This window comes from Methanolobus sp. (assembly GCF_016278365.1).
In the GTDB taxonomy this organism is placed as follows: domain Archaea; phylum Halobacteriota; class Methanosarcinia; order Methanosarcinales; family Methanosarcinaceae; genus Methanolobus.
In genome coordinates this window covers 1-24,573 of sequence record NZ_JADQBZ010000013.1, presented here as the reverse complement: position 1 = coordinate 24,573, position 24,573 = coordinate 1, and the positions used below count along the sequence as shown (strand labels likewise).

Below are 24,573 nucleotides of genomic sequence, written 5' to 3'. Positions count from 1 at the left end.
GAGAACAGTGTCGAACCGGCACTTATTTGCTTTTAGCCAGTATCCTGGCCCAGGAACGCTTGCTGCAGTTTGGGCATTTCAGATACTTCTTTGTGCCTCCATTGGGACCCAGGAAATCAGCAGCAGGAGATATCTCGAATACTTCACCGCAGTTAGGGCATCGATAGGCAAAGTTTTTTGCATGCCAGGAAATCAGCTGGAATGTGCCCAGGGCAACTATCAATCCCCACAGATACCAGTTCTCCGGTAACAAAACAAAAGAAACTGCTACGATTATAACTGAAAAAGATACAATATACAGGATTGTCCTCCGCCAGTCAGAATCTGTGACTTCCCTGTAATTGCTATCCATGGCACTCTCCGCGACCTTACAAAAATAACCATTCTGAAAAAAAGAGCTTTCAAATAATTTTCTTAGTTTACTGTTGCGTGAATATTGATAAAGGTTTCTGTCTCCGTCTGCGATATAAAGAAATGTTATTTTCGATTTGCCATTTCTAATAGCACATATATATTTGAAGCCAGACAGCCTGCTAAAAAGGGAGTTGATGGATATCTTTTCAGCATATATATATAAATAAAAATGACAGATATAGTCCTATGCAGATCCTGATCACAAATATCATTGACACTGCGCTGGTAATAGGTGTCATAGCTGTTTTTCTTCTAGTTGACATTATTGCAAAGAGTAACCTGAAGATAGGCCTTAAGGATATAGGTGCAGACCTGGCTATCGGCGCACTTGCCATACAGCTTGCATTAGTGATCACTCTTCTTACAAACCGGGAAATGGAGCATTTTTACATTAATGTCGTGCTTGCTGTTTGTTTTGCTGTCATCTGGGCAGTATGCCTCTGGCTCCCAGGCAAGAAAGATGTCCTGGGAAATATGTTCTCCTACACTCTGGGGACTTTTGCACTCTCGCTGTCAATACTGCATGTTCTGGGAGCATCCGGTATCACTGAGATAATACTGGTTATTGCCGCATCCCTGATACTCTCTGTTGCAGGCTTCCTCTTCGCAGATTATCTCAATAATGAAAGGATAAGCCAAAGATTCCTTAGCATTACAAAAGAACTGAACGCCTATGAAATGAGTGAACATTATAGAAAAATGGACAGCGGGAAATCAGTCTTTGATCCTCTTCAACTTGTTGTCGATATAATCAGGGGTGCTTTAAGGAATGACGACGACCTCACAGCAGTAAAAGGAGTACATGCTCTTGGAAAATTCGGTTCCGAAGTCCTGATGAAAGGCGGTAGCAGCTCTCTGATAATCAGTCATCTGAGCGCGCATCTCTACAGACTGGGGGCACTTGCAGAGAGCGAAGAGAAAACGGACACTCTAAACGAGATCATAAAGATGATGGCAGGTATAGGCAGTGACTGCGCTGAAAAGAATATGGATAGTTCCACATTACTGGTAATGGAGCACATGCGCAACCTCTTTACTCTTCACAAAAGTGGAAAATATATTCTTCCGGGAGGCAGGATAGCACAGATCAGAAAAGCAAACACGGTAAAAGACTTTTACAATGTATTGGCTGATAACTATGTTTCCACTCCCACACATAAATTTGCACTAGCTGCTGGCAGGATAGGCCAGACAGCCGCCACGCAGAAAATGATAGAGCCTGTTGAGAAATCTGTTAATTTCCTGAAGATAATAGCTCTGGACGCTGCCTCAAATAAAGATATCCATACACTTGAGCACATACGTAAAGCTATGGTGAACATAGCAGTCACTGTCAGGGAGAACAGGCTTGAATCTATTGAGAAGCAAATAATTATGGCTCTTCGGGATATCTGCATAAAGACCGTCCAGGAATCGCCTGACAGAAAGAAGAAGGATACCCTCCATAAGGTCGTTGCGACATTCAGGGAGATGGGGGATATATTCGGTGAGCGGTCCTACCTTGAGATCACAGGGTCCTTAAAAGATATAGGTGTCACTGCTGCAAGAAAACATTCCGATGAGAAGGTTGTTGACGTTATCTGCCATATTGAATATTTCTGCGTTTGTGCTGCAGAAAAGAATATGGATGAAGAGGCTTCACTTTCAGTAAATGCACTCGCACAGGTATGTGAAGCTTCCATAAAGGAACAGATGGTTGAGTCAACTGCCCTGTCCTCAAAGACCCTTGCAGGCTTGTCGCAGAAAGAAGAACTGACTGTGTTTGTTAACGAGGCTGTTTTTGAAATTGGCAAATACAGGGAAATTGACAGGGAAATGTTTGCTCTCTTTGAGAAGACTTACAATAATTCAGGTGGACGATAGGTCCACTTTTAGTTTCTTTCGGTCAGCTTTTCGAAGGATATATGTACTGCGATTGTATTCTTATATGCTGTAGTGCTTGCGTTCACACGTAATGCAATATGACAAATTCCGTACATTATATAATTAAACCTGAGGATCAGGCTTTAAAAAGGGATCATTATGGAAATCAACGGAGTAGAAATAGAAGATACTTTTGCTGAAGCGTTTTCGATCAAGATCGCAAGAGTGCTTATCACAGCGGCAACAAAGCGCTGGGCAGAAGTTGCAGCACTGGAAGCAACAGGATTTGGTACATCTGTTATCATGTGTCCGGCTGAGGCAGGCATCGAGAGATATGCAAGTCCACAGGAGACACCTGATGGCAGACCGGGATACTATATCCAGATATGCACTTTCGGATACGATGCACTGGAACACCAGCTTCTTGAGCGTCTCGGGCAGTGTGTGCTCACAGCCCCGACCACAGCGGTCTTTAACGGCCTCCCTGCTGCTGAGAAGCAGTTCAATGTCGGTTTCAAGCTGAAGTTCTTCGGTGACGGCATGGAATCCGTAAAAGAGATCGCAGGACGCAAGATGCACAGCATCCCCATCATGGGTGGAGACTTCCTGGTCGAGGAGAACATTGGTGCAATACCCGGTATCGCAGGCGGTAACTTCTTCATCTTCGGTGACAGCCAAATGACTGCACTCACAGCTGCAGAGTTAGCCGTGGACACCATCAAGGAACTCGAAGGCACCATCACTCCCTTCCCCGGAGGCATAGTTGCCAGCGGTTCCAAGGCAGGTTCCCACAAGTACGCCAAGTTCATGAAGGCAACAGCCAACGAGAAGTTCTGCCCCACCATCAGGGACAAGGTCGAAGGAACCGAAATTCCCGCTGACGTGAAAGCAGTATTTGAGCTGGTCATCAACGGTCTTGATGAAGCCTCAATAAAGAAGGCAATGCAGATAGGCATCAAAGCAGCCACCACAGTCCCCGGTGTCAAGAAGATCACCGCAGGAAACTACGGCGGTAAGCTCGGAAAATTCCAGTTCCACCTGAAAGACCTCGTATGAGGTCTTTTTTCTTTTCTGTCTTTATGCTCACATCAATTAGTATTATCTACCAGCGTTTTTTTCTTTAGTATTTGGATGAAAATGACACAGATGCAGGATTATCTAAGGCCAACAACCGTTATTGATTTTGATCACCCGGCCATCATGAAGGAGGCAAAGGAACTTGCAGAAGGTAGCGAAAACCCTGTTGAGATAACAAGACTCTGCTTTGAATTTGTCAGGGATGAGATAAGGCACAGTCATGACCACAGGATGAACCCTGTCACCCTGAAGGCCTCCGAGGTCCTTGAACATAGGACAGGCTATTGCTATGCCAAGAGTCATCTTCTGGCAGCTCTCCTCAGGGCAAATTCCATCCCTGCGGGTCTTTGCTACCAGCGCCTGAGCAGGAATGATGATGGAGCTCCTTTTTGTCTCCACGGTCTCAATGCTGTATATCTCGAAATGATCGGATGGTATCGTATCGATGCAAGAGGGAACAGGGAAGGAGTGAATGCACAGTTCAACCCGCCTCATGAGCAGCTGGCGTATGATATAAGAATTGGCGGAGAGGCCGACCTGCCAGAAATATGGGCGGACCCGCTTCCGGTTGTCGTTGAAACTTTAAGCAAGTACAAAAACTATGAAGAGGTTTACGACAACCTGCCCGATGTTCTGTTGATAGCGGGAAAGAAAAATAGAAGATGAAGGCCAGCTTTTGGTCTTTTTTGTTTGTTCTTGATCAGACCTATCCCATTCCCAGGGCGAGGAAACCTGCACTTATTCCTGCCTGGATCATTTCTTTGGGGTTGATTCCTGTGACCTCAAGCATTACATAAACTCCCAGGAAGGTGCCGGCCATGCTACCGAGGTTTGCCAGGGCTGCCACAAGTATTACCCTGAAGAGATTGTTCTTCATCATATCCCCGGTATTTTCGGCATCGATAAGCTTCTTGAAATCATCGGTTGTCGGGCTGCGGTATTTGGCCTCGGTGAGTCCTGCGAACCAGCCTGCGGCCATCATGGGGTTTAAGGATGTCAGCCAGGCTACAGAGAAGGCCGTGAGCACGGAGTAGGGATGTCCCCTGGCAATTATGGCACCGGCTGCACTGAGCACACCATTGATGATGAACCACCAGGCAAAAGCAACCATCATGGTTTCAAAGGGAACACCGGATAATAAAAGCAATGCAAATGTCGCAATGGCGATCCCTACTATTGCAAAACCAAATAGTTTTACCAGGCTGAAGCGCTTTTTTGGAGTTTCCACGGAGTAATCGACCTTAGGAAAAGAAGCCGGATTCTCAAGATAGCGCTGGATACCGGCCCTGTGGCCTGCACCCACAACGGCTACGATCTTCTTTCCTCCGGTGCCGGCAGCCCTTAACAGGTTCCTGGCCATGTAGGCGTCCCTTTCATCGATAAGGACCTTGACAGCATTAGGAGAACTTACCCTGAACTCCTCCACAAGGACTGAAACAATATCCTGGTTGGTGATGGTGTCCATGTCTATATCCTTGGTGCCGCCAATACCAAGCACTGCAGCCAGGAGGCCTCCCATCATCTTGATCTTTTCAATGAATCCCATCTCATTCCAGAAGCGCTGGAGGGTTACCTGGACATTTCTGTCTATCAGCAGTACCTGCGCACCGCTTGCTTCCGCTGCTTCGATAGCGCTAATCATCTCGGCACCCGGCTGGATACCCATCTGGTCAGCGAACTTCTTCTGTATATGGGCAAGCAGCATGTGCACGATATAGAAATAGATCTTGCCTTCCTTCAGCAGTTCTTTAACAGGCACCTGGGTGTTTTGCACATTGCCCTTGATAGCTTCATACCTGGGACTACATAGCTCCACAGCCACAATATCGGGTTTTTCCCGGCTGATAGCATTATTTACTTCCCGGACACTCTTTTCCGATACATGGGCAGTTCCCACAATAATGATCTCTGTGGGTGGGAGAGCCCCGGCTTCAGCTGTTGACTGCGGGATTATCTCTTTGACAAGCTCGATTCCCGTTTCCCTGTCAGAAGAGATGGTATGACCTGCCTCAATGTTGCCTGGATTAAGGCCACCGCTTGCGGTGGTAGATGTATAGGCATAAGGCGTCTCCTGGGAATCGTCGTAATTGCTGGATTGATTCAATTCTTATCCTCTTGGAATCCTTTTTTGGATCATTCGTTGAGCAACATCATGGCCCGCATGAGATCAGACCTTGAAAGTATACCTACAAGCTCTCCTTTATCCATTACCAGTACACGGCCAATGTTATTCCGGGTCATCACCTTAAAAGCCTCAGACGCGGGATCCTGGGGAGATACCGAGATAACATCGCTGGTCATGATATCAGACACAAGTTTTGCATAGCGCTCATGCGGAAGGATATTGCGTATATCTGTAAACGTCACAATCCCTTTTAAAGAATTACCCTTGACCACCGGATAACCCAGGTGCTTTTTCTCGAACATGAGTTTAGAGAGATCTTCCACGTTAATGTCAGGAGAAACAGAAACAACGTCTGATGACATTATATCTTTTACGCTGTACTTTTCCAGCAGCACTGTGATAGTAGTAGATTTGTCTTCTTCTGAAGCCCCGATATAGACAAAGAAAGCTATCAGGATAAGCCATGGATTGAAGAACAGGCCTATTATTCCCATAAGGAAAGCAAACAATTTACCAAAGGAAGCCGCATAGTGAGTAGCTTTGACATAGCTCATTCTTTTTGCATACCATGCCCTGAGAAGACGGCCACCGTCCATGGGAAAAGCAGGCAGGAGATTAAAGAGACCAAGTACTATATTAATAGAACCCAGGATATTGAGCATTAGGAATATTGAGGTGTCCGAGTAACCTGCCACATAGGAGGAAACCAGTACATTGAGGGCCAGCAATGTAATACCTATCACAAAGCTTACGAAGGGACCGGCAAAAGCCATCTTGAGTTCCTGGGACGGGTCCCTGGGAATCTCCTCCATGGAAGAAACGCCGCCAAAAAGCAGAAGGGTTATGTCTCTGATCTCCACCCCGAAACCCTTGGCAATGTATGAATGTCCGGCCTCATGCAGAAGAACGCAGGTAAAAAGCAGAATAGTTGTTATAAGGGACAGGGCGTAGACCATAACCCCGGATGCCGTGCCTGCAAAACCCAGAGGTGGTTCCGTGGTCGCGAAAACAAAAGCAAAGACAGGTAATATCAGCAAAAAGGTAATGTGCAGTTTTACCGGTATACCTATTATAGTCCCGATCTTCAATGACGTCCTCATAACGTGATGTTAGATTACGTTCTTATTTAGTTTTATCGAAAGTCAAATGCTTTGGAAAACACTTTCACCATGCTTGGCTCATATGTATATATCTGCGATATATATTCATATCTGACGCAGGCTGTATGTGCAGATGCCTTACACGCTTCAAGGCAAGGCACTATCAGCCTCACCCCTCACCTTCACTCGTTTTTCTTGCTTTCACTCACTTTTTGCTTTACTGGTAGAATCTAACACTTTTACAAGATCGGACATGAACATATCTATCATTTCGCAGCTCATATGAGGCATTATGACCAGGCGCAGAGCTTTCGGGTCCCTTGTTATTGAAACATGCCAGTTGTATTCGCTGGAGAGAGTGGCCCTGACCATTGCAGGTTCAGGAACCTGCAGAACTACAACATTCATCACAGGATCAATGACAGGTTCAATGCCTATCTCTGCAGCCTTTTTTACCAGGTGCCGGGTCATCTCCATACATTTGCTGACTATCCCCGTATAGCCTTTTTTCCCAAGGAATTTCATGACAGCAAAAGTAGCCGCAACAGCCGCTCCACTGCGGGTCCCTGTCATGGTGTACTGGCTATCCACCGTAAGATAGGGAGCATGTGCCTTAAGACAATTCAGATGCTTGAATTCCCTGAACAGTAAGATACCCGAAGGAATAGTACTGAGACCCATCTTATGGGGATCTATTGCAATGGAAGTTACTCCCTGCAGGGAAAAATCAAACATATGTTTCTCAGGAAGGAAGGGAAGGACAAAACCACCAAAAGCTGCATCTACATGCAAAGGAAGATCATGTTCAAGTGCAAGCTCGGAAATCTTCCCGATGGGATCAACCTGGCCAAATTCTGTGGAGCCTGCTACTGCAACAAGGCCTACAGTATTCTCATCTATAAGAGATTGCATTGCCTCAACAGAGATTTTGAGATCACTCTCCAGGGGAACTTTCCTGACTTCGATATCAAGGATATCAGATACTTTATCAAAAGAAAAATGCGCTGATCTTGGAACAACAACATTAAGTCTGCAACCCGGGTGTTTCCGTTCATGCAAATTGCGCATGGAACGCAATGCCTGTATGTTGGACTCAGTTCCTCCTGTTGTAAGATAACCTTCTGCTGAAGAACAATGAAGCATGTCACCAGTCATCCTGATAACTTCTTCTTCCATTCCATGGGTGCCTCTGAAAAGACCAAAATCTCCCATATTGGACTCAATGAATTGCATGTGGGCTTTTACAGCAATCCGATGAGGAGTTGTACACATGGAACTAAGGACACGATCATAAGTAAAGTCCTTTATTTTTGCATCATTTAGAAGAGAAAGGATTTCTTCTTCATGCAATCCGATTTCATTCATTCGGACAGATGAATATTAGAGGATGTTTAAAAGAATTGTGTTCTAAGTTTTCAACCAATAGAACTTTCGTGGTTTAGAATAAAAAAATTTTCTTCACATTTCACTTTTTAGCCCAAATTAGCTGTGAGAGCTACCCCATGATTTCTACTGGAGTTGAGTTGAGGATTTTTCCTTCGTATCATTTGTATTAAGCAAAAAGAAAATTATATATAGTAATAAGTCTATACTTACACAGCCAGGTTTTTTTAGAATGTTAAAAAGTTGTTTGCAGCTTTTTTTATGTTTCCATTTGAAATCATGGGGTCTCTCTTCTTTATAAAAGCTCCAGTTGAAATAAAGGGGTTTAATTCCATATGAAACATTGATGTTTATCAACGACTCGCAAATTTTTGATGTCAAAATAATTTTGGTGTCTCTGAGCATGTTTTTTTTAACTTATTTTTTTCTCTCCATTGTTCCAGTTGAAACAGGGGGGTCTTAACCATAACCATTAATAACCTACCCTTCCTATGTATCCTTTGGAACAAAAAAGGAAACGGATGAGAAACATTCTATTATTGTTATGGCCTTGTTCCTAAAAAATAATACTATGTTTGTTATTGATATATTAGGGTGAAGCAAAAATGCAAAATAAGTCATTAGATGGTTTATTCCAGGAGTTATTGGAAAATGAACCTATTTTTAAAAACAAAGAAGTCTTAAGGCATTCTTACACACCTGATTCTCTTGTTCACAGGGACGATCAGATAAACGGTCTTGCTTCTATCCTGGTTTCAGCTTTAAGAGGTGACACACCCTCAAATATACTCATATATGGCAAAACAGGCACTGGAAAAACGGCTGTTACACGTCATGTGGGAATCGAGCTTGAAAGAAAAGGAGAATCTCTGGGGATATCCTGTAAAGTGGTCTACCTGAACTGTGAGGTAATTGATACCCAGTACAGGCTTCTTGCAAACCTGTCAAGGCAGTTTGGTGAAGATGTGCCGATGACCGGTTGGCCTACCGATCAGGTCTTCGCAAAATTCAAGGAAGCTATTGATTCTGAAAAACAGGTTATCATTATAATTCTCGATGAGATTGATAAATTGATAAAAAAAGGTGACGATGTTCTTTATAATCTTTCCAGGATAAACACTGATCTGGAGCAGGCTAAAGTCAGTATGATAGGTGTTTCCAACGACCTGAAGTTCACGGAATTCCTGGATCCCAGGGTAAAGAGTTCCCTTGGGGAAGAAGAGATAATATTCCCTCCATACGATGCTGAACAGATAAGTGACATCCTCCGGGAGAGAGCCCAGATAGCCTACAAGGAGCATGCTCTTGATGATATGGTTATCCCGTTGTGTGCTGCATTTGCAGCCCAGGAACATGGTGATGCAAGGCGTGCACTGGACCTTCTCAGAGTTGCAGGCGAAATTGCGGAACGTGACAACCAATCCCGCGTTGATGAGCATCATGTCAAGACTGCGCAGGAAAAGATTGAGATCGACCGTGTTGTTGAGGTCGTGCGTACGCTTCCCACCCAGTCCAAACTGTCCCTTTACAGTGTCATGCTGCTGAGAAATAACGGCTACAGGAATGTCACCACCGGCGAGGTCTATAATGTGTACCGTCAGTTGTGCATGCACGTGGATATGGATATCCTTACTCAGCGCAGGGTCACTGATCTTATGTCCGAGCTTGATATGCTTGGAATCGTCAATGCGGTTGTTGTAAGCAAGGGCAGGTACGGCAGGACAAAGGAGATTGTCCTGAGTGTTCCTATCACAAGCACAAAAAAAGTGTTATTTGAGGATTACAGGCTCAAACCACTTGACGGTTTCAAGCCTGTGATGACGACCCAACTGCATCTTTAATAGCTGCATCTGTGATCAGAAGTCTGGATCAGAAACTGGGCAGCATGAGTCTGAGATATCCGATGTATGGTATCCTGTACTTTGCAACGCCTATCACCCATTCTTCTTTCACGGGCAACATATAGCTGACCTGTCCCTGCTGGTCATAGTACCTGTTGGTTACCTCGTTGTCTCCCTTGGTAATGTAACCTGCATGAGGCGCCGCTGGTCCGCCTTCCCACATAGGTTCTCCCTCTTCCACATGATACATGGCTCTGTGGATAATAGGAGTGACCCCGTCCCTTCCATAGGGTTTGTACAGGATGACGTTCCCATAGCTGTTAAAGGAAGTATAGCTGTCCATGCCCTCCTCATATGTTATGACCTGGGTCCTGTCAATGCTCTGGATAAAAACTATATCCCCGACGTTCATATGAGGCTCCATGCTTCCGGATTCCACGGCAACCATGGGTGTCCACATCCCGAAAACAAGATAAGAGAAAGATGCAAATATAAGAACGGCTAACAATACCGATGTAAGATCGCGGGTGAGTGAAATAAAGAAATTATCACTTTCTTTGAAATTGTTATAAGCGTCTTTTAAGTTCATTATATATCCTGCCTGTGTTTGAGCACGCAAAAAGATATTTTAGCGATAAGAATATACTGCAGCCAATAAAATCTTAACGTATAGATAATAACTTGCAACTATAATTGCATTACTGACCACATTCATAATTACATTACCTAATACACGCAAAAATTCCCGTTCAACCATACATGACAGCTATGAATGAAGTCGATGTCCTTACAGCCTTTATAGAAGAAGGCTATCAGATAAGTCCTGAGGCAGTGGAACTGATATGTTCCCACTGTTCTCCGAAAGAGCTTATAAACCACGTGCTTGAGACTATTGATATATCGGTGCTGGTTATCGGTATCGAGCATCTCGATCTCGGATCATTTGGTTCGGATGTCTCTAACATTGTCACTTTACAGTCTTCAATGCCTATATCTTCATTTGTTGTCAGTGACCAGGATTCATTATGTGATAACCCTCTCACTATCCTTTCCGATATCTCGGACAATTCCACATGCGTGGGTGAGTATGTGGAATTTGTCCAGTATTTCAGGAACCGCTACAGCAAGTTAAGTGATATCATCCGCTCCCGTGTGAATGCAAGGCCGATAGAGAGCCTGAAAAAGAATCGCTCTGTAAGCAGTTCTGTAGGCAGGCGCGGCACCGGTGAGCAAAGTGAGATATCTATAATCGGTATGATATCCAATATCAAGAGCACAAGCAATGGTCACAAGGTCCTTGAGGTTGAGGACCCCACCGGCACATTCTCGGTGCTTGTGCGTACGGCTGACAAGGAACTATTTGAGCTAGCCACACATCTTGTTCTTGATGAGGTCGTCGGTTTCACAGGCACCCTCACAAATGACGGCAAATTAATGATAGTGCAAAAGATCATTCTCCCGGATCTGCCAAACACTATGTCAAGGAAAGGCGGCACTCACGGGAAGGCAATACTGACATCTGATGTCCACATCGGCAGCTCCACCTTCCTTGAAGAACCCTGGGAGCATTTCATTGAGTTCCTGAAAGGGAATACCGATAATGAAGCGCTTGCGGATATCTCCAGGGAGGTACGCTACCTTCTCATAGCAGGTGACCTTGTTGACGGGATAGGTATCTATCCGGGTCAGGAAAAAGAACTGAATATTCAGGATATATATGACCAGTACAAAAGAGCCGCTGAATATTGTGAAGAGATCCCAAAACATATACGGATCGTTATCTCTCCTGGAAACCATGATGCTGTGCGGCAGGCGGAACCTCAGCCAAAACTGCCTGAACGTATCAGGGCGGATTTCCCGGACAATGTGACCTTTGTGGGCAACCCTGCGATGGTAGATCTGGATGGCGCCAGGGTCCTTCTCTACCATGGACGTTCTATTGACGACCTTGTGGCCGCAGTCCCGGGCGTATCCTACCATGCCCCCACAAAAGGCATGGTAGAGATGATGAAATTCAGGCACCTATCTCCTATTTACGGGAGCCGCGTTTCCATTGCACCGGAAAAGCAGGACCATTTTGTCCTGAACCAGGTGCCGGATATCCTGCACTGCGGTCATGTGCATACCATAGGAGTTGAGTGGTACAAGAATGTCCTGCTGATAAATTCAGGCACCTGGCAATCTCAGACAGAGTTCCAGAAAAGGATGAACGTCGTCCCCACACCGGCCCAGGTCCCTGTTGTAGACCTTTCCACCTTCAAGACGACGATACTGAGATTTGATGAGTGAACCCTGAAGTTCAACCTTTTACTCTTTTTCCTTGATCTTCAGTAATGCATGGTTGATGGTCTGCTCGGGGCAGATGGTCACGCAGCGCCTGCAGCTTGTGCCAAGGCAGTTCTGGCTGTCGATGTCTACAAATCTTCCTTCTTTCTTCTCGATAATGACCAGTGCATCTTCAGGGCACTCCTCTTCGCACTGATGACAGAGGACGCACTTTTCAACTGGAGCTTCCAGTATTATTCCAATGTCTTTTACAATATCAAGCCCAAGGTATCCCACATCATCGATATCTCTTCTAACTCTTTTCTCGATATCTACAACCTTGCGGTCCTCCGGGAACGGTGGAATGCCGTACATCTGTAGCATCTGGCCGTACATCTCTGAAGGCATCCCCTGCTGCCATGTGGCAAGCTCGCACATATATATCTCTTTGAACGTTTCGCTGGTAGCCATCATCACATGGTCGGCCTGTATCCTTTTTGCTACCGTTATGACCTCATCGAGCTTAGAGCGGTCGATAGCTATTTTCCGGGCAAGTCCTATGGAGGTGTTCCCGAACTGGACTATTCTTTTGGAAAAACCCGGAACTGAGCCTATGTGTCTTGCCTTTTCCGCATCTACATAGGTGCCCGTTGCACCGGACATGTAAGAGTACATTAGGTCCTCGTATTTCAAGCCAGCTTCGACCATGAGTGTCATATGTGCCGCCCGGATAGCTCCTATTGCCTTTCCGACTTCTTCCACATCCCTGTCAGTAATAGAGATCCCGTCGCCAAGCGTTATCTTTCCGTTGGGGAGTCTGGGAAGTTTTCTGATAAGCCCTTCCTTGAGCGCAAGCGCAATAGTGGAAATTACCCCGGTACCTGTGATGCCTTTTGGCACAGCTTCCGAACTCTCGATGGTATCTCCCGTCAGAGGGTCTACAAGGGGTCCTTTTACAGGGTTCAGTACCCCGTCAAGTACAGTGAGTCTCCAGTAGCCATTTTCCTCGTTGACATCGCTTATTGCTCCCGGGCCTGCAAGCATGCCACAGTCTATACCCTGGCCTTCGATAGCCGGGCCTGCAGCTGCACTTGCTGTCATTATCCTGTCGCCTATCTTCAAGGCCATTTCTGCATTTGTACCGTAGTCCGTAACTAAACATGGTTCGTTCTGGTTTATAAAATCAGTCTCCAGCATCATTGCCAGGGCATCGGCGCCTATCTCGTGCTTTATGGCAGGCGGGATAATTATCTCGCAGTTATCCATCTCAAAGATACCTTTAAATATATCATTTGCAGGAAAAACCCTTGCATCCCTTTTGACATCCTGGACACCTAAAGCTTCCTGCTTATTCTTTCCTGCGTATGCAAGGTCCCTGATCTCTATGTTCTGGAACAGGGACAGCTGGATAGGATTCCCGCATACTGCAATGCGCAGGATACTTTCAGGCTCCACAGCAAACTTCTCTAAAATCTTCTTCACGGTTTCCACCATAAGCCGGTGTGCAATTTCAGTTCCCGTCACAATGGCAAAATCCAGATGATCCATCACGTTCCCTCCCGGGAGCGGATGCCCCATAGTAATAACCGTCTTGATGGTTTCCTGTTTTTCAAGATCTATCAGTTGCGATCTGAAACCGCTTGTTCCAAGGTCCAGGGATATCACATACATATTCTAATCTCCTTTTTAAATCATATAACAGAATACAGCATAGATGCGACCCCGATGACCAGGGGTTCCATGACAAGGTCCACACGATATTTTTTACCAATTTCCGGAGGTAAACCACAAGGTATGCCAGGTGTTGAAACAAGGCATCTTTCCTCTATCATACCCTCAGATATAGTATCGGGGTTGGGAGTAGCCTCAAGGACCATGGAAAACCTTTTCCTGTCTTCCCTGCAATAAGGATTTATTCCCAGTTCCTTTACAGCTTTGTCCAGAAATTCCCTGTTAGGGTCGCAGGCATACACATTAAATCCTTTCTTAACAAGATGGGCAGCACCTGCATAACCTACCTTCCCAAGGCCAATCACAAGGATATCTTTTGAGGATGCTTCCCTGAACCTGGATGCTATCTCGGCGTAAATGACTCCGGTGGCAACATGGTTGCTCACTATCTTTCTGTTGCGCAGGTTATGTGCAACGAACATGTGGTCATCTGCCATGAGTATTATATCAGCTCCCTGCGAGACCGCTTCATAATAGCCGGTTATGTCAGGATGTTCAGTAATGGTTCCCTCAAGCCCAAAGTATTGTGCAATGAACAGCAGTGAGGATGCGAAATTACCGATGACGCCTTCACCCGAGGTTATAGGTATGATGCCGATCTTCTGGGCGCCGGGTCTTGTACCATACAGTTCTTCGCAGATTCCCCGAACATCCAGCCCTGTGACCCTTTTTATAGTGGCATCGCTTTCTTCAAGCTGCAGTGACAGGTTCTCAAGGTCCCGGGGTGTCAGAAGCGCCATTTTCAGGCCTCCTGACCAATGGCAAGATATTCTCTAAGCATGTTTAACCCTCTCTGCCTGTTAAGATCTGCCTCTTCTTTTCCGGGAGCCCAGCTTATGAGCGTGAACACTTTCCTTTCTCCGCTGCACTCAAAGATCTCAAGACCTTCAGATGCATGGAACTGGTGATAATCAATGCCCTGTGATAGTACATGTTCACCAACGGGGATAAGCTGACCGTCCATGAAGAGCAGGTGCTCATAGGTACAAAAGTTCTTCTCAGGGATGGCCTCATTTTCCCGGACCCCTGTCACGAATGCCTGCAAAAGTAATTCGATAAGATTCACTCCGGAGGAATGGTAAACTACCGTGGGTGTCTGGCTCGGGAACCTTGCATCGATCTCAAGAACTTTCAGGCCCTTGGCACTGTCTATTGCCTCGACGTCCATGATTCCCTTAAGGTTCAGGTGCTTTGCAAGTTTATAGGCCAGATCCCTGAACTCAGGATAAGTGTTTAGGGGTGTTACCATGTGGCAATCATAGGTCCCGTCTATATGGATCATGGTCTCTCTGACAACTTCAAAGCGCTCACCGTCCCCTACGACTTCAAGGGAGACAACATCTCCTTCAACATATTCCTCGATGAGCATGGACGTATCGAGTCCTTCCAGCCCGCTCTCATCGTAAATGATGGAAGTACCAATACTGCTGCTCTCGCATGGAGGCTTCACAAAATAGGGAGGCGATGTCGGGTTATCCAGAGGCATGGGTATATCGATGGAGCGAAAATACTCTTTTGATCTTTTCTTATCCATGCTGATATGATAGGCCTCGAAATCAAAGAGCATGGGGCAGGCGAGCTTGTCTCTTAATGTCTTCAGAAAATTGATAGTTCCCAGGTTCTCGTTAACGGGGAGCAGTGCCATTGCTGTTTTTGAGAGCTCGATGAGTTTCTCCGGTTCTTTTGTGACATCGAAACAATGGAACTCATCCACTACTTCCGCTATAAAGGGATGTTCCTTCTTATCAACCAGCACTACGCGCATCCCGGCTTTCTTTGCAAGGTAACTTGCTTCAAATCCCTGCAGTTTACCCCCGATCAGAATCAGGTTTCTCATGCTACCATCCCCACTATCCTGTTGAAATCGGCCTGGCTTGCAGGTTCCATCCCCATGGTCTTCAGGCACTCTACGACGCTTTTCGGATCCCTGTGCCTCTCTTCGGCTCCTCTGTCATAGTTAACGACTCCTTCAAGCGCGGAATCCGAAGGTATTATGGATGTCACCACATTTGCTCCGGCGTTGAGCCTGTGCACCATTCCCGGAATTCCTTCGAGATCAAGGGATGCCGGTATGAGCCTGTCAGGGAACATAAGCCTGAGAATAGCTATTATCTTCAGCTCTTCGATGCTTGATATGCGGTCCACATTTTCAAGAGGTGTGCCCTCCTGTGGTACGAATGTCATGACTCTCACCATGTCAGGAGTATTTGTCTCTATGCCTCTGAGTGATCTTATGGTCGATTCGATGTCATTGCCGACACCGGTGAGTATCCCATCCTCAACGCAGTAACCGATGCTCTTGGCAAATTTACGGGCATTTACTCTGTCCTCAAAGGATTGTCCGACCCTCAGTTTCCGGTAGAGATCCCGGTCGTGTGTCTCCTGGTACAAGGCAAGGAAGTTGGCGCCATTGTCATGCAGTTTCTTTAGCACTTCATTTTCCATGACTCCTGGAGATATCATAATGGGAAGGTCGAGCTCTGACCTTACGGCCCTTACAACATCAATGAAATATTCAGGTTTCTCATGGAAGTAAGGATCTTCTCCCATGGTAAGGTCAATCATATGAATACTCTCACCTTTCAGTGCTCGGCATATATTGCGCACTTCCTCGATGCTTAGGCGATATCTGTTTATCTCATGGTTTTCCCTGTAATAACAGAAAGTGCACTTGTTCTTACAGTAGGTGGAAAAATAAACGAAGCTGTAGAGGAAAACCTTGTTTCCGAAGAAATGATCCCTGACCTTCCTTGATAAGTAAAAAAGCTTCTCAAGCTGCTCGTTGCCATTCATCCTGAGCAGTTCCCGGAGTTCTTCGTCAGAGAGTTGTGCCCCTTCCAGTATCTTCCCTGCAAACTTGTCCAGGTCGTTTTGTGTCATGTTATTTAGCAAGCTATCACCTCAGAGGTTAGTGCAGACCCCGTTATAATAGGATTCTGATCTTGCAACGGATTTTATGTTCTTGAAATTGTTTTTTGCTTTAAGCAGTCTTTCAAGCCCGAAGCCGGCTCCTATCCAGGGCTTGTTAACACCCCAGTCCATGTCCATAGGGATTGGTCCGACAACTGCGGATGAGAGTTCCATGTTCTTGTGCATGATATCAATGGTATCTCCATAGACCATGCAACTGTCTGCAACTATATCGTATTCGATGCCCAGAAAATCGAGGAAATCCCCTATGAGAGATTCAAGGGTTTGTCGGGTGCATCTGGATCCCATCTGGCAGAAGTTGAGCATGGTGAACTCTTCGAGATGGCTGTTGCCATCGGATTCTTTCCTGTAGCAGGGTCCTATCTCAAATATCCTGATGGGGTCGGGAAGCACATTATCGAATTTCCGAAGATGGTTGTAGAGCCCGGGAGCAAGCATAGGGCGCAGGCACATGTTGTCACCGACCCTGAATATCTGCCGGGAGAGTTCCTTGTCCTCACCCACACCCATTCTCTCCATATACTCAAAAGGAATAAGTATGGGGGATTTTACTTCGAGGAATCCCATATCAACAAAGAACTCTGTTATAGTGCGCTCAAGTTTACCAAGCATGTTTTCCCTGCTATCTTCATACATCATCCTGAGATCCTTCTTTCTCTGTGTTAGCAGGGTCGATTCGATCTCTGCAAAAGAGCGCTTTTCCTTTGAGAAAGATATCATTTCATCAGGAGCCAGTAACGACAGTATCCTGTTCTTCTGGGTCTGGGTGAACTCAATTTTCTCCGGTTTGGCATGCTTCTGGAAGGGACGGCTTGCAGGTTTTGTTACCTTGGGCTGTTGAGGTCTTGGCTGTGGTTTAACATTTTGTGCATCAGCAGATGCCTTTCGCTCTTCAGGAGAATTATGGATATGAGGTTTTGCAATAGTGTTTGAAGGCTGCAAGGTTTCGGATAACACTGATGTATCCGGTATATCATTTTTAACAGGATTGAATTGTGCGGATTGCACTGTTTTTACCGTGACTCTGACTTCGTCTTTTCTTGCAATCTTGTTAGAGAAATCTTTGATCTTTTCTTCTGCTAGTCTGCATTTCTTGCAGGGCTTGTTATATTTATGGTTTCGAAGAGATCTCGCGGCCCGACTGGACCTGGAGTTCCTTACCTGGATAACATCTCCGCAATCCATTGTTATTCGCAGGTTTTTTTGTGATGTCTCACAACTTCTTATTCCGTGCAGGTGTCCGTTCCTTGACACCCATAAACCGGTTTTGGATATTAATGAGTCTAATGGTTTTCTTTCCATGCTGTCAGCTCCTTTAGTGAAGACCGTTTCCTAAGCATTTCCTAGAATCCGAGGTATTCCAGTGTCCAGTTACTTCCTTTGCTCTTAGTGAATGACATATCTATTTCTCCTGTTAATTCTTGGTTTCTTTTCTTCCAGTAGCCTGCGCCTCTTCTGTTAGAATGTTTGACAGGATATGTTATCATATTTTTATATCCTTAGCATGTAGAATCTTGTTCATCGGCATATATATATATTGCCCACAAACGCAGGTATTTAAAGGTTACTCAAGCAGGTAATAATTTCGCATATATATATTTAACTATACACTCTTCCAACCGACAGTCAGGAAGTGACAGAGGACGCAAAATTTGCGTCCCTGCTATGGATAAGGCCCCGACTAATGGGAGAGTCACATTGATGGAAAAGATTCCCAGTCTATTCCTCAGAAACGCTCCGTTCCCAAAGAATACTACGCAACGCTGGTATATAGCGTAATTCTGTTCCACTCTTCAATGACTATGTGAACTGTCAGGTGCTATGATACTTTACGATAGTTAAGTGAGTTCAAAATGAGATACTTTCCGGCTGTTGAAAACCGAGCAGGCCCTGAAGGAAATTTTGAATATATTTATATTTTTCGCTTAACTATATGATTATTCGCATGTTTCCTTCTGACGCCTGTAAAGGGCCACCTCGATTACAGCCCGAAGATCCTCTTCCTCAAAAGGCTTCAGCACATAACCATAAGGATTGGTCTGTTTTGCTCTCTTTAATGTCTCATCGTCAGAATGAGCGGTAAGATAGATTACCGGGATACCTAGTTGTGTCCATATCTCCTGTGCAGCTTCGATCCCATCCATCTCCCCTTTAAGACGTATATCCATCAATATCAGGTCCGGAAGAAAACCTTTTGCCTTGCTGATAGCTTCTTTCCCAGAGGCTGCAACACTTGGGACTACATATCCAAGTCTTGTCAGTCTTTTCTTTATTTCCAGTGCCACCACATTTTCATCCTCAACAACAAGGATCTTTGCGTTATCCATCTTTACACCTCTATTTCGCTTCTTCAAACCTTATAAGAAACTCAGTTCCTTCGTTTACATTAAGTTCAATAGTACCGTCTATCTGGTCCACAAGAGTAGTCACAAGTTGCAGACCCAATGATTCGGTTTTCCTGAAATCTATTTCAGGAGGAAGACCAATTCCGTCATCCTTTACCTTCAGTATGAGAGTAGTGTTCTGGATGCTGAGATCAACAGTGATCTTTCCGTGTGCACCGTTCTGGAAAGCATGCTTCATGGAATTGGAAACCAGTTCATTGATCACCATTCCAAGCGGCACTGCGGTATCAACTCCCAGATAGATATTTTCAATGTTCGATACAAGCTTAACATCCTTGTTATCTATCCTGTATGACTTAGAGAGATATTCGAGCAGGTTCTCGGTATAATCAGCAAAATCGATACTTGTCATATCCTTTGACTGGTACAGTTCCTCATGTATCAGGGCCATTGATCTGACTCTGTTGCGGCTGTCCATGAAAGCTTCTATTACATTCTGGTCCTTGAAATTCTCAGATGCCAGGTAAAGAAGGCTTGAGATAACCTGCAGGTTGTTCTTAACACGGTGGTGGATTTCCTTTTTTCGTACTTTCTCTGCCTGCAAAAGAGCTTCTTCCGCTTTTTTCCGCTCTGTGATGTCAAGTATGATGCCTTGCAGCGTAATATCGCCTTCGTTATGGCGTCTGACAAAAGTCCTCTCATCCACCCATCTCACATCTCCGGATTTGGTGAATATCCTGTATTCCCAGTTGATATCGCTGGATCTATGCTGGTAATACCTGGGAGAATGAAGATGCGTCCTTTCAGAGTCTTCCGGATGTACGATATCAGCATACTTGATCCGGTTGGATGTAAAATCTTCTACTGTATAGCCAAGCTGGGTGATATTACTGGACACGAACTCTACGGGCCAGTCCTTTTCCGGTCTCCACTTAAATACTATTACAGGGCTGTGATTGATGATGCTTTCCATCTCTTCTTTTAGATCATTGGAACTTTTAAGGTCTTCAGCGTATTTCTTCAGGTCCTCTTCCGTCTTCTTTCGTTTGCTGATATCACGTGCGATGGTGATAATGGCAGTGGTGCCTTCATATTTTATTATCCTGCTGCTCAGTTCTACCGGGAAAGTAAAGCCGTCCTTTCTCATATGCACTGTTTCCAGCAGGTTGCTCTTGGACTTGCAAAGTTCTCTGATGACCTTTATTATCTGTCTGCCAGGATAGTGACTGTCAATATCCATATATGTCATTTTAAGAAAATCTTCATACACATATCCCATTCTTTCACATGCAACCTCATTCACTTCAAGGAACTTGCCGTCCAGATCATGCAGATATATCGCATCATTGGGACTCTCAAACAGTGTCCTGAACTTTTTCTCCGAATCCCTTAGAGCCTTCTCAGCTTTTTTCTGCTCAGTAATAGCCGCATTCAGAGAGTGTCTTGTTTCTTCTATCCCGTCTGTCAGGATCTTGAAGTCCCCTTCCCCGTGTATCCATACACTGCGTGAGAAATTATTATTCTGGATTGAAGTAAGTACGCTGTTTGAGTCTGCAATAATATTGTTGAGTGATTCCGCAAAATTGTCCAGCGTATCTCCCAGTTCCTTGAACTCTCCCTTCAACTCCAGCTCCGTACGTGTCTCAAGTTTCCCCTTGGCAAGAGCATTTGTCACCCTTACAGTCTCACGTATCGGGGCTATAACAGCCTCAAGTATTTCATTAAGTCCTAACGGTATCTCCTTGAAATCCCTCTGTACCTTGGTATCTGCTCTGGTGTCCAGCTTCCCGTTCACGGCATCCCTGGCTATCTGCCTGAAGTTATAAACAATCTCATCGATAGGGGAAGTTATCGACACGGCAATAAGATAGGATACCACAGCCATAAAACAAATCGAGATAGCCGATATGATTATCAGCTTATTTCGGAGGCTTGTGACGCCTGCAAACATTTCCTCTTTTGGGACAACAAGCAAGAAAGAGTAGTTACCGGTTTTGACAGGCTCGTAGAACATGATTATTTCCTTGCCTGTGGAAGGGTCGATAGTTTCCACACTCCCTCCTTTACCATGCCTTATATTATCGGCAGCTTCTGATATCTCAGGTACTCCGAAATCATAAAGTGTCTGTGAGCCAATCCCATCCTTGTATTGAGGATGTGATACAAGGATGCCTGTATTGCCGGTCACAAAAGCATAGCCTGTCTCAAATGCTCTGATGTCACCCACAACATCATCAATATAGTCCAGTGACACATCGACCCCGGCAATACCTATGAATTCCCCGTTCTTGATAATAGGTGAATCAAAGCTCACCATGAAAATGCCTTGATAAAAATAGGGCTCAGTGACTGTAATAACCCCTGTTTTCTTTGGTAACTGGTAGTAATCGAACTCATCATAGAAGACCAGTGGTTCGACACTTACAGAGCCTTGTAGTGTGTTCCAGTAAGGAACGAACCTGCCAGTTGAATCATGGCCTTCGGAATTGACATATTCACTGTCCTTCCCGTCAAAAGCATTTGGTTCATAACCTACATATACTCCTGTAAGGCTAGGGTTCTCAACCATGACATTTTTAAGTATGTTGTTAACTTCTTCCCTATCTGCAGAATTATATTGCTCCATTGTTTTTGCAAGAGTATTTGCAATAGCCTCATTGGCCTTCATATCCCCGTCAAACTGGTTTGCGTAATCCCTCGCCATTTCTACTGATTGCAGATATGCCAGTTCCCGTTGCTGTGTGGTCACTGTTGAGATGCTTACGGCTGTTGATGCGGCAAGTACCAGGAACACACCTATCACTATATATGCAATCAATTTGGTTTTTATTGACAGTTCTTTTGGTTGCATTTGCACATCCTTGCTCTAATAATCCTGTTGAATGAGACGGTAATGATAGCTAGAACAAAAGCTCAGGCAATTCGCGGGAAATACTTCTATAGTGATTGAAAAGGTGCTCACCCCAATCAAGAGAACACTCTGCAAAACTTATTACGTCTCTGTGATCATATCTTCCGCTTTTAGTAAAAAAACTGGCAAGAAGCATATCATCAGTAATTACAAATGATGGTGGAACCTTCTCATTGTTATATAGGAAAAACCTTGTGTTTTGAAGTTGCCGGATATTTTCCGTTTCTTCCTTGCAATCCTCACACATTCTCCGGAGTACGGGTTCTGTAAGGATCAGAGAAATAGGAATTCCTTTTTTTGCAAGCTGGCAATAGAGTGCCGGATATAGCGGATGATAAATAGAAAAAACAGCATTTATGCGCTTGGACATGTGAAGTGACCGAAGGAATTGTTCCGCTGGCTCGAACATGTTGTTCAGGTCAGGTTCAATTATAGTATAATTCTCTATTTCTCCAATACGCTCAAGCAAATGCTGTGGTATCTCTTTAAGATCGCGTTCTGTCCAGTAATCAGTGTTCCCATCAAACAGATTCAATATCCTGTCAATAGGTTTTACGTTCTCTGCCAGCATTTTACCGATGCAGGACAGTTCGTAACTCCCGTTATGATTAATTATAAGCTCATCTTCTTTAAGTTCTTTAAGAGGAAGTATCAATGAGCGCCATGAAACGTCAAAGGCATTCTTTATTTCATCAGGATGTTTTTTGCCTTCCAGCAAGAACAGCAGTAATTTCCTTCTTTTGTCAGAGAACCACACCGTATTCATTAACGAGGATTCCATTTTACGCCTCCTGGGGCTTTATATATGCAAATAGTCCTGTATGATAGTTGCTTATTGCAGCACTTCCTTTGAATAAGTCTTATAGTATTCAAAAAAATCATGGCACCATTTCAGAGCGCTCTCATCAAAACTGATTATGTCCCTGTGATCATATCTTCCTTCTTCGTTGAAAAGACAGATATAGCTGAACCAGTCAGTCACCGTGATCATTGGCAGCTTGATATTATCATAAAAAAGAAATATCCTTGCACTATCGGATCTCATCAGTCTGGTGTAATCCGCAATATGTTCTTTTTTAAGTTTTTCAAAAGCAGGCATGGTCAGGAATAGTGAAATCTCATCCACCGAATCTGCAATCTCTGAGTAGAGAGAAGAAAAAGCCGGATGTAGGTATGAAGCAAATGTCATTATGTTCTTTGATCTGGGAATATTTTCCGTGAATTCCCTCGGAAGTTCGAACAGGTGGTTAATATCCGGTTCTATTAAAAAATAATGACCAAGTTCTCTTAGCCGGCTGAAAAGATGAGAGGGTAATGCATCATAATTACGAGTGGTCCAGAAATCTTTGTTTTCCTCTATGATCCTTGATGTCTCCAAAAGTGGTGACATACTCTTAACGATGATCTCTCCTGTAGTTGTCAGACTAAAACTGTCGCCGGCTTGATCTATAAGATGGTGCTGCTTTAACATCTTGATCTGAGGCATTATCGCCCGGGTTGTAACATTAAGTGATCTCTTAATTTGCTCTATATCGCGTGTTCCCTCAGTGAGCAGTAATAGCAGGTTTTTTCTTTTTTCAGAAAACCATACGGTATTGACAAGTGATGTTTTCATACTGTTATTATCCTGATTAATGTGCTGACATTAGGTTATTAGCACTTTTGACCATTGGTTACATTAAACCATTGGTTGGAATCTCCATCCACTGTTTCCTGTTCGATAAACCAAGTTTGAGCTGGACTTATATTAATTTATTTTACTGGTAGATTCACATGAATACTTACAATTCACAAGACAGGTAACAAATCATCCTGTAGATGTCATGTCACAAGGTCACCTGCAAATAGGCTGAAACATTCCGTTCGCGTTTTTATGTCATTTTCTTCCCAGAATGGATATGTAACTGAGTTGGTGAAGAATCGGGATGAATCAGGCTATATGTCACTAAGGCATTGCAATATTTAACAGCAGCTACCCGCTGAAAAGCCTTGACAGGAATTCGTTTTCAAGGGAAATATCACTGGTTAGTTGTAACTATATTTAAATATACTATATAATAAAAAATATAAGGTGACCAAATGGGAAAGAATGAAATCTTAGACAAACTCAGAGACTCAATAGTCAAGCAGGACATCAACGGTACTGTAGAGGCCACAAAGGCAGCCCTGGCTGAGGGTATATCGGCAGTCGAGGCTATTGATGGCGGCCTTGCAGTAGGAATGAAAATAATCGGTGACAAATTCGAGGCAGCAGAGATCTATCTCCCTCAGATCATGATGTCTGCAAAAGCCATGAATTCTGCAATGGAAATCCTCACTCCGGAGCTGGCAAAAGAAAAAGCCGGCGAAGGTGTTGGAACTGCCATCACTTTTGTTCAGGAAGGGGACATTCACGATATCGGCCACAGGCTTGTGTCAACAATGCTCGGTGCAAACGGCTTCAAGATCATCGATCTGGGTGTGGATGTATCCAATGACACGCTCGTGGAAGAGATCAAGAAGAACAAAGGCTCAAAATTACTTCTCGCAGGATCTGCCCTCATGACAACTTCAATGCTTGGACAGAAGGACACAGTAGAAATCCTCA

Annotated in this window: 20 protein-coding genes; 6 read left to right on the top strand and 14 right to left on the bottom strand. The window is 44.6% G+C overall.

The window, feature by feature from the left end; genetic code table 11:
• Positions 1-22: 22 nt before the first annotated feature.
• A complete protein-coding gene (locus tag QZZ22_RS13270) occupies positions 23-352 on the bottom strand; it encodes a hypothetical protein (RefSeq protein ID WP_292465742.1) in 330 nt (109 codons plus the stop codon).
• 248 nt (positions 353-600) lie between these two features.
• Here QZZ22_RS13270 and QZZ22_RS13265 point away from each other — a divergent pair, with 248 nt between their 5' ends.
• From QZZ22_RS13265 to QZZ22_RS13255, 3 genes are all read left to right on the top strand, one after another.
• Positions 601-2,277, top strand: coding sequence for a hypothetical protein (locus tag QZZ22_RS13265; protein ID WP_292465740.1), 1,677 nt, complete (start codon positions 601-603; stop codon positions 2,275-2,277).
• 159 nt (positions 2,278-2,436) lie between these two features.
• On the top strand, positions 2,437-3,333 hold the full coding sequence (fhcD, locus tag QZZ22_RS13260; RefSeq protein WP_292465738.1) for a formylmethanofuran--tetrahydromethanopterin N-formyltransferase: 897 nt from the start codon (positions 2,437-2,439) through the stop codon (positions 3,331-3,333).
• A gap of 81 nt (positions 3,334-3,414) precedes the next feature.
• On the top strand, positions 3,415-4,020 hold the full coding sequence (locus QZZ22_RS13255) for a transglutaminase family protein (RefSeq protein WP_292465736.1): 606 nt from the start codon (positions 3,415-3,417) through the stop codon (positions 4,018-4,020).
• A gap of 40 nt (positions 4,021-4,060) precedes the next feature.
• On the opposite strand, the gene QZZ22_RS13250 is transcribed toward QZZ22_RS13255, so the two are convergent.
• From QZZ22_RS13250 to mfnA, 3 genes are all read right to left on the bottom strand, one after another.
• Positions 4,061-5,458 carry a TraB/GumN family protein gene (locus QZZ22_RS13250; RefSeq protein WP_292465734.1) on the bottom strand — a complete coding sequence of 466 codons (1,398 nt, stop codon included), beginning with the start codon at positions 5,456-5,458 and terminating at the stop codon, positions 4,061-4,063.
• Positions 5,459-5,487: 29 nt separating this feature from the next.
• Positions 5,488-6,579: a CBS domain-containing protein gene (locus QZZ22_RS13245; protein ID WP_292465732.1), complete on the bottom strand. Its 1,092-nt coding sequence runs from the start codon at positions 6,577-6,579 to the stop codon at positions 5,488-5,490.
• 201 nt (positions 6,580-6,780) lie between these two features.
• On the bottom strand, positions 6,781-7,944 hold the full coding sequence (gene mfnA, locus QZZ22_RS13240; protein ID WP_292465730.1) for a tyrosine decarboxylase MfnA: 1,164 nt from the start codon (positions 7,942-7,944) through the stop codon (positions 6,781-6,783).
• Between the two features lie 623 nt (positions 7,945-8,567).
• On the opposite strand from mfnA, the gene QZZ22_RS13235 reads away from it, so the two are divergent.
• On the top strand, positions 8,568-9,803 hold the full coding sequence (locus QZZ22_RS13235) for an ORC1-type DNA replication protein (RefSeq protein WP_292465727.1): 1,236 nt from the start codon (positions 8,568-8,570) through the stop codon (positions 9,801-9,803).
• A 28-nt stretch (positions 9,804-9,831) separates the two neighbouring features.
• Here QZZ22_RS13235 and QZZ22_RS13230 read toward each other — a convergent pair whose 3' ends face one another.
• Complete coding sequence (locus QZZ22_RS13230; RefSeq protein WP_292465725.1) at positions 9,832-10,392, bottom strand: signal peptidase I; 561 nt, start codon at positions 10,390-10,392, stop codon at positions 9,832-9,834.
• Between the two features lie 179 nt (positions 10,393-10,571).
• On the opposite strand from QZZ22_RS13230, the gene QZZ22_RS13225 reads away from it, so the two are divergent.
• Entirely contained in the window at positions 10,572-12,092 is a 1,521-nt protein-coding gene (locus QZZ22_RS13225; protein WP_292465770.1) for a DNA-directed DNA polymerase II small subunit, read from the top strand.
• A gap of 18 nt (positions 12,093-12,110) precedes the next feature.
• Here the strand turns inward: QZZ22_RS13225 and QZZ22_RS13220 are convergent, their stop codons facing one another.
• From QZZ22_RS13220 to QZZ22_RS13180, 9 genes are all read right to left on the bottom strand, one after another.
• A complete protein-coding gene (locus QZZ22_RS13220; protein WP_292465723.1) occupies positions 12,111-13,739 on the bottom strand; it encodes a methylamine methyltransferase corrinoid protein reductive activase in 1,629 nt (542 codons plus the stop codon).
• Between the two features lie 20 nt (positions 13,740-13,759).
• Complete coding sequence (pylD, locus tag QZZ22_RS13215; protein WP_292465721.1) at positions 13,760-14,539, bottom strand: 3-methylornithyl-N6-L-lysine dehydrogenase PylD; 780 nt, start codon at positions 14,537-14,539, stop codon at positions 13,760-13,762.
• Between the two features lie 2 nt (positions 14,540-14,541).
• Positions 14,542-15,636 (bottom strand): 3-methylornithine--L-lysine ligase PylC, encoded by a 1,095-nt coding sequence (gene pylC, locus QZZ22_RS13210; protein WP_292465717.1) that lies wholly within the window; start codon positions 15,634-15,636, stop codon positions 14,542-14,544.
• Positions 15,633-16,679, bottom strand: a complete 1,047-nt coding sequence (pylB, locus tag QZZ22_RS13205) for a methylornithine synthase PylB (protein WP_292465768.1) — start codon at positions 16,677-16,679, stop codon at positions 15,633-15,635. The genes pylC and pylB overlap by 4 nt, the downstream gene beginning before the upstream one ends.
• Positions 16,680-16,700: 21 nt before the next feature.
• Positions 16,701-18,032, bottom strand: coding sequence for a pyrrolysine--tRNA(Pyl) ligase (gene pylS, locus QZZ22_RS13200; RefSeq protein WP_292465715.1), 1,332 nt, complete (start codon positions 18,030-18,032; stop codon positions 16,701-16,703).
• Positions 18,033-18,667: 635 nt separating this feature from the next.
• Entirely contained in the window at positions 18,668-19,057 is a 390-nt protein-coding gene (locus QZZ22_RS13195; RefSeq protein ID WP_292465713.1) for a response regulator, read from the bottom strand.
• A gap of 10 nt (positions 19,058-19,067) precedes the next feature.
• Complete coding sequence (locus QZZ22_RS13190; RefSeq protein WP_292465710.1) at positions 19,068-21,926, bottom strand: PAS domain S-box protein; 2,859 nt, start codon at positions 21,924-21,926, stop codon at positions 19,068-19,070.
• 49 nt (positions 21,927-21,975) lie between these two features.
• On the bottom strand, positions 21,976-22,767 hold the full coding sequence (locus QZZ22_RS13185; RefSeq protein ID WP_292465708.1) for a winged helix-turn-helix domain-containing protein: 792 nt from the start codon (positions 22,765-22,767) through the stop codon (positions 21,976-21,978).
• Positions 22,768-22,818: 51 nt separating this feature from the next.
• On the bottom strand, positions 22,819-23,601 hold the full coding sequence (locus QZZ22_RS13180; protein ID WP_292465705.1) for a winged helix-turn-helix domain-containing protein: 783 nt from the start codon (positions 23,599-23,601) through the stop codon (positions 22,819-22,821).
• Between the two features lie 464 nt (positions 23,602-24,065).
• On the opposite strand from QZZ22_RS13180, the gene QZZ22_RS13175 reads away from it, so the two are divergent.
• Positions 24,066-24,573 (top strand): B12-binding domain-containing protein (locus tag QZZ22_RS13175; RefSeq protein ID WP_292465704.1); only part of this gene is annotated, 508 nt, incomplete at its 3' end.

Coding starts and splice junctions, on each gene's coding strand:
- QZZ22_RS13270 (WP_292465742.1), bottom strand. CDS start 352: ATGGATAGCAATTACAGGGAAGTCACAGATTCTGACTGGCGGAGGACA.
- QZZ22_RS13265 (WP_292465740.1), top strand. CDS start 601: ATGCAGATCCTGATCACAAATATCATTGACACTGCGCTGGTAATAGGT.
- fhcD (WP_292465738.1), top strand. CDS start 2,437: ATGGAAATCAACGGAGTAGAAATAGAAGATACTTTTGCTGAAGCGTTT.
- QZZ22_RS13255 (WP_292465736.1), top strand. CDS start 3,415: ATGACACAGATGCAGGATTATCTAAGGCCAACAACCGTTATTGATTTT.
- QZZ22_RS13245 (WP_292465732.1), bottom strand. CDS start 6,579: ATGAGGACGTCATTGAAGATCGGGACTATAATAGGTATACCGGTAAAA.
- mfnA (WP_292465730.1), bottom strand. CDS start 7,944: ATGAATGAAATCGGATTGCATGAAGAAGAAATCCTTTCTCTTCTAAAT.
- QZZ22_RS13235 (WP_292465727.1), top strand. CDS start 8,568: ATGCAAAATAAGTCATTAGATGGTTTATTCCAGGAGTTATTGGAAAAT.
- QZZ22_RS13230 (WP_292465725.1), bottom strand. CDS start 10,392: ATGAACTTAAAAGACGCTTATAACAATTTCAAAGAAAGTGATAATTTC.
- QZZ22_RS13225 (WP_292465770.1), top strand. CDS start 10,572: ATGAATGAAGTCGATGTCCTTACAGCCTTTATAGAAGAAGGCTATCAG.
- QZZ22_RS13220 (WP_292465723.1), bottom strand. CDS start 13,739: ATGTATGTGATATCCCTGGACCTTGGAACAAGCGGTTTCAGATCGCAA.
- pylD (WP_292465721.1), bottom strand. CDS start 14,539: ATGGCGCTTCTGACACCCCGGGACCTTGAGAACCTGTCACTGCAGCTT.
- pylC (WP_292465717.1), bottom strand. CDS start 15,636: ATGAGAAACCTGATTCTGATCGGGGGTAAACTGCAGGGATTTGAAGCA.
- pylB (WP_292465768.1), bottom strand. CDS start 16,679: ATGACACAAAACGACCTGGACAAGTTTGCAGGGAAGATACTGGAAGGG.
- pylS (WP_292465715.1), bottom strand. CDS start 18,032: ATGGAAAGAAAACCATTAGACTCATTAATATCCAAAACCGGTTTATGG.
- QZZ22_RS13195 (WP_292465713.1), bottom strand. CDS start 19,057: ATGGATAACGCAAAGATCCTTGTTGTTGAGGATGAAAATGTGGTGGCA.
- QZZ22_RS13190 (WP_292465710.1), bottom strand. CDS start 21,926: ATGCAACCAAAAGAACTGTCAATAAAAACCAAATTGATTGCATATATA.
- QZZ22_RS13185 (WP_292465708.1), bottom strand. CDS start 22,767: ATGGAATCCTCGTTAATGAATACGGTGTGGTTCTCTGACAAAAGAAGG.
- QZZ22_RS13180 (WP_292465705.1), bottom strand. CDS start 23,601: ATGAAAACATCACTTGTCAATACCGTATGGTTTTCTGAAAAAAGAAAA.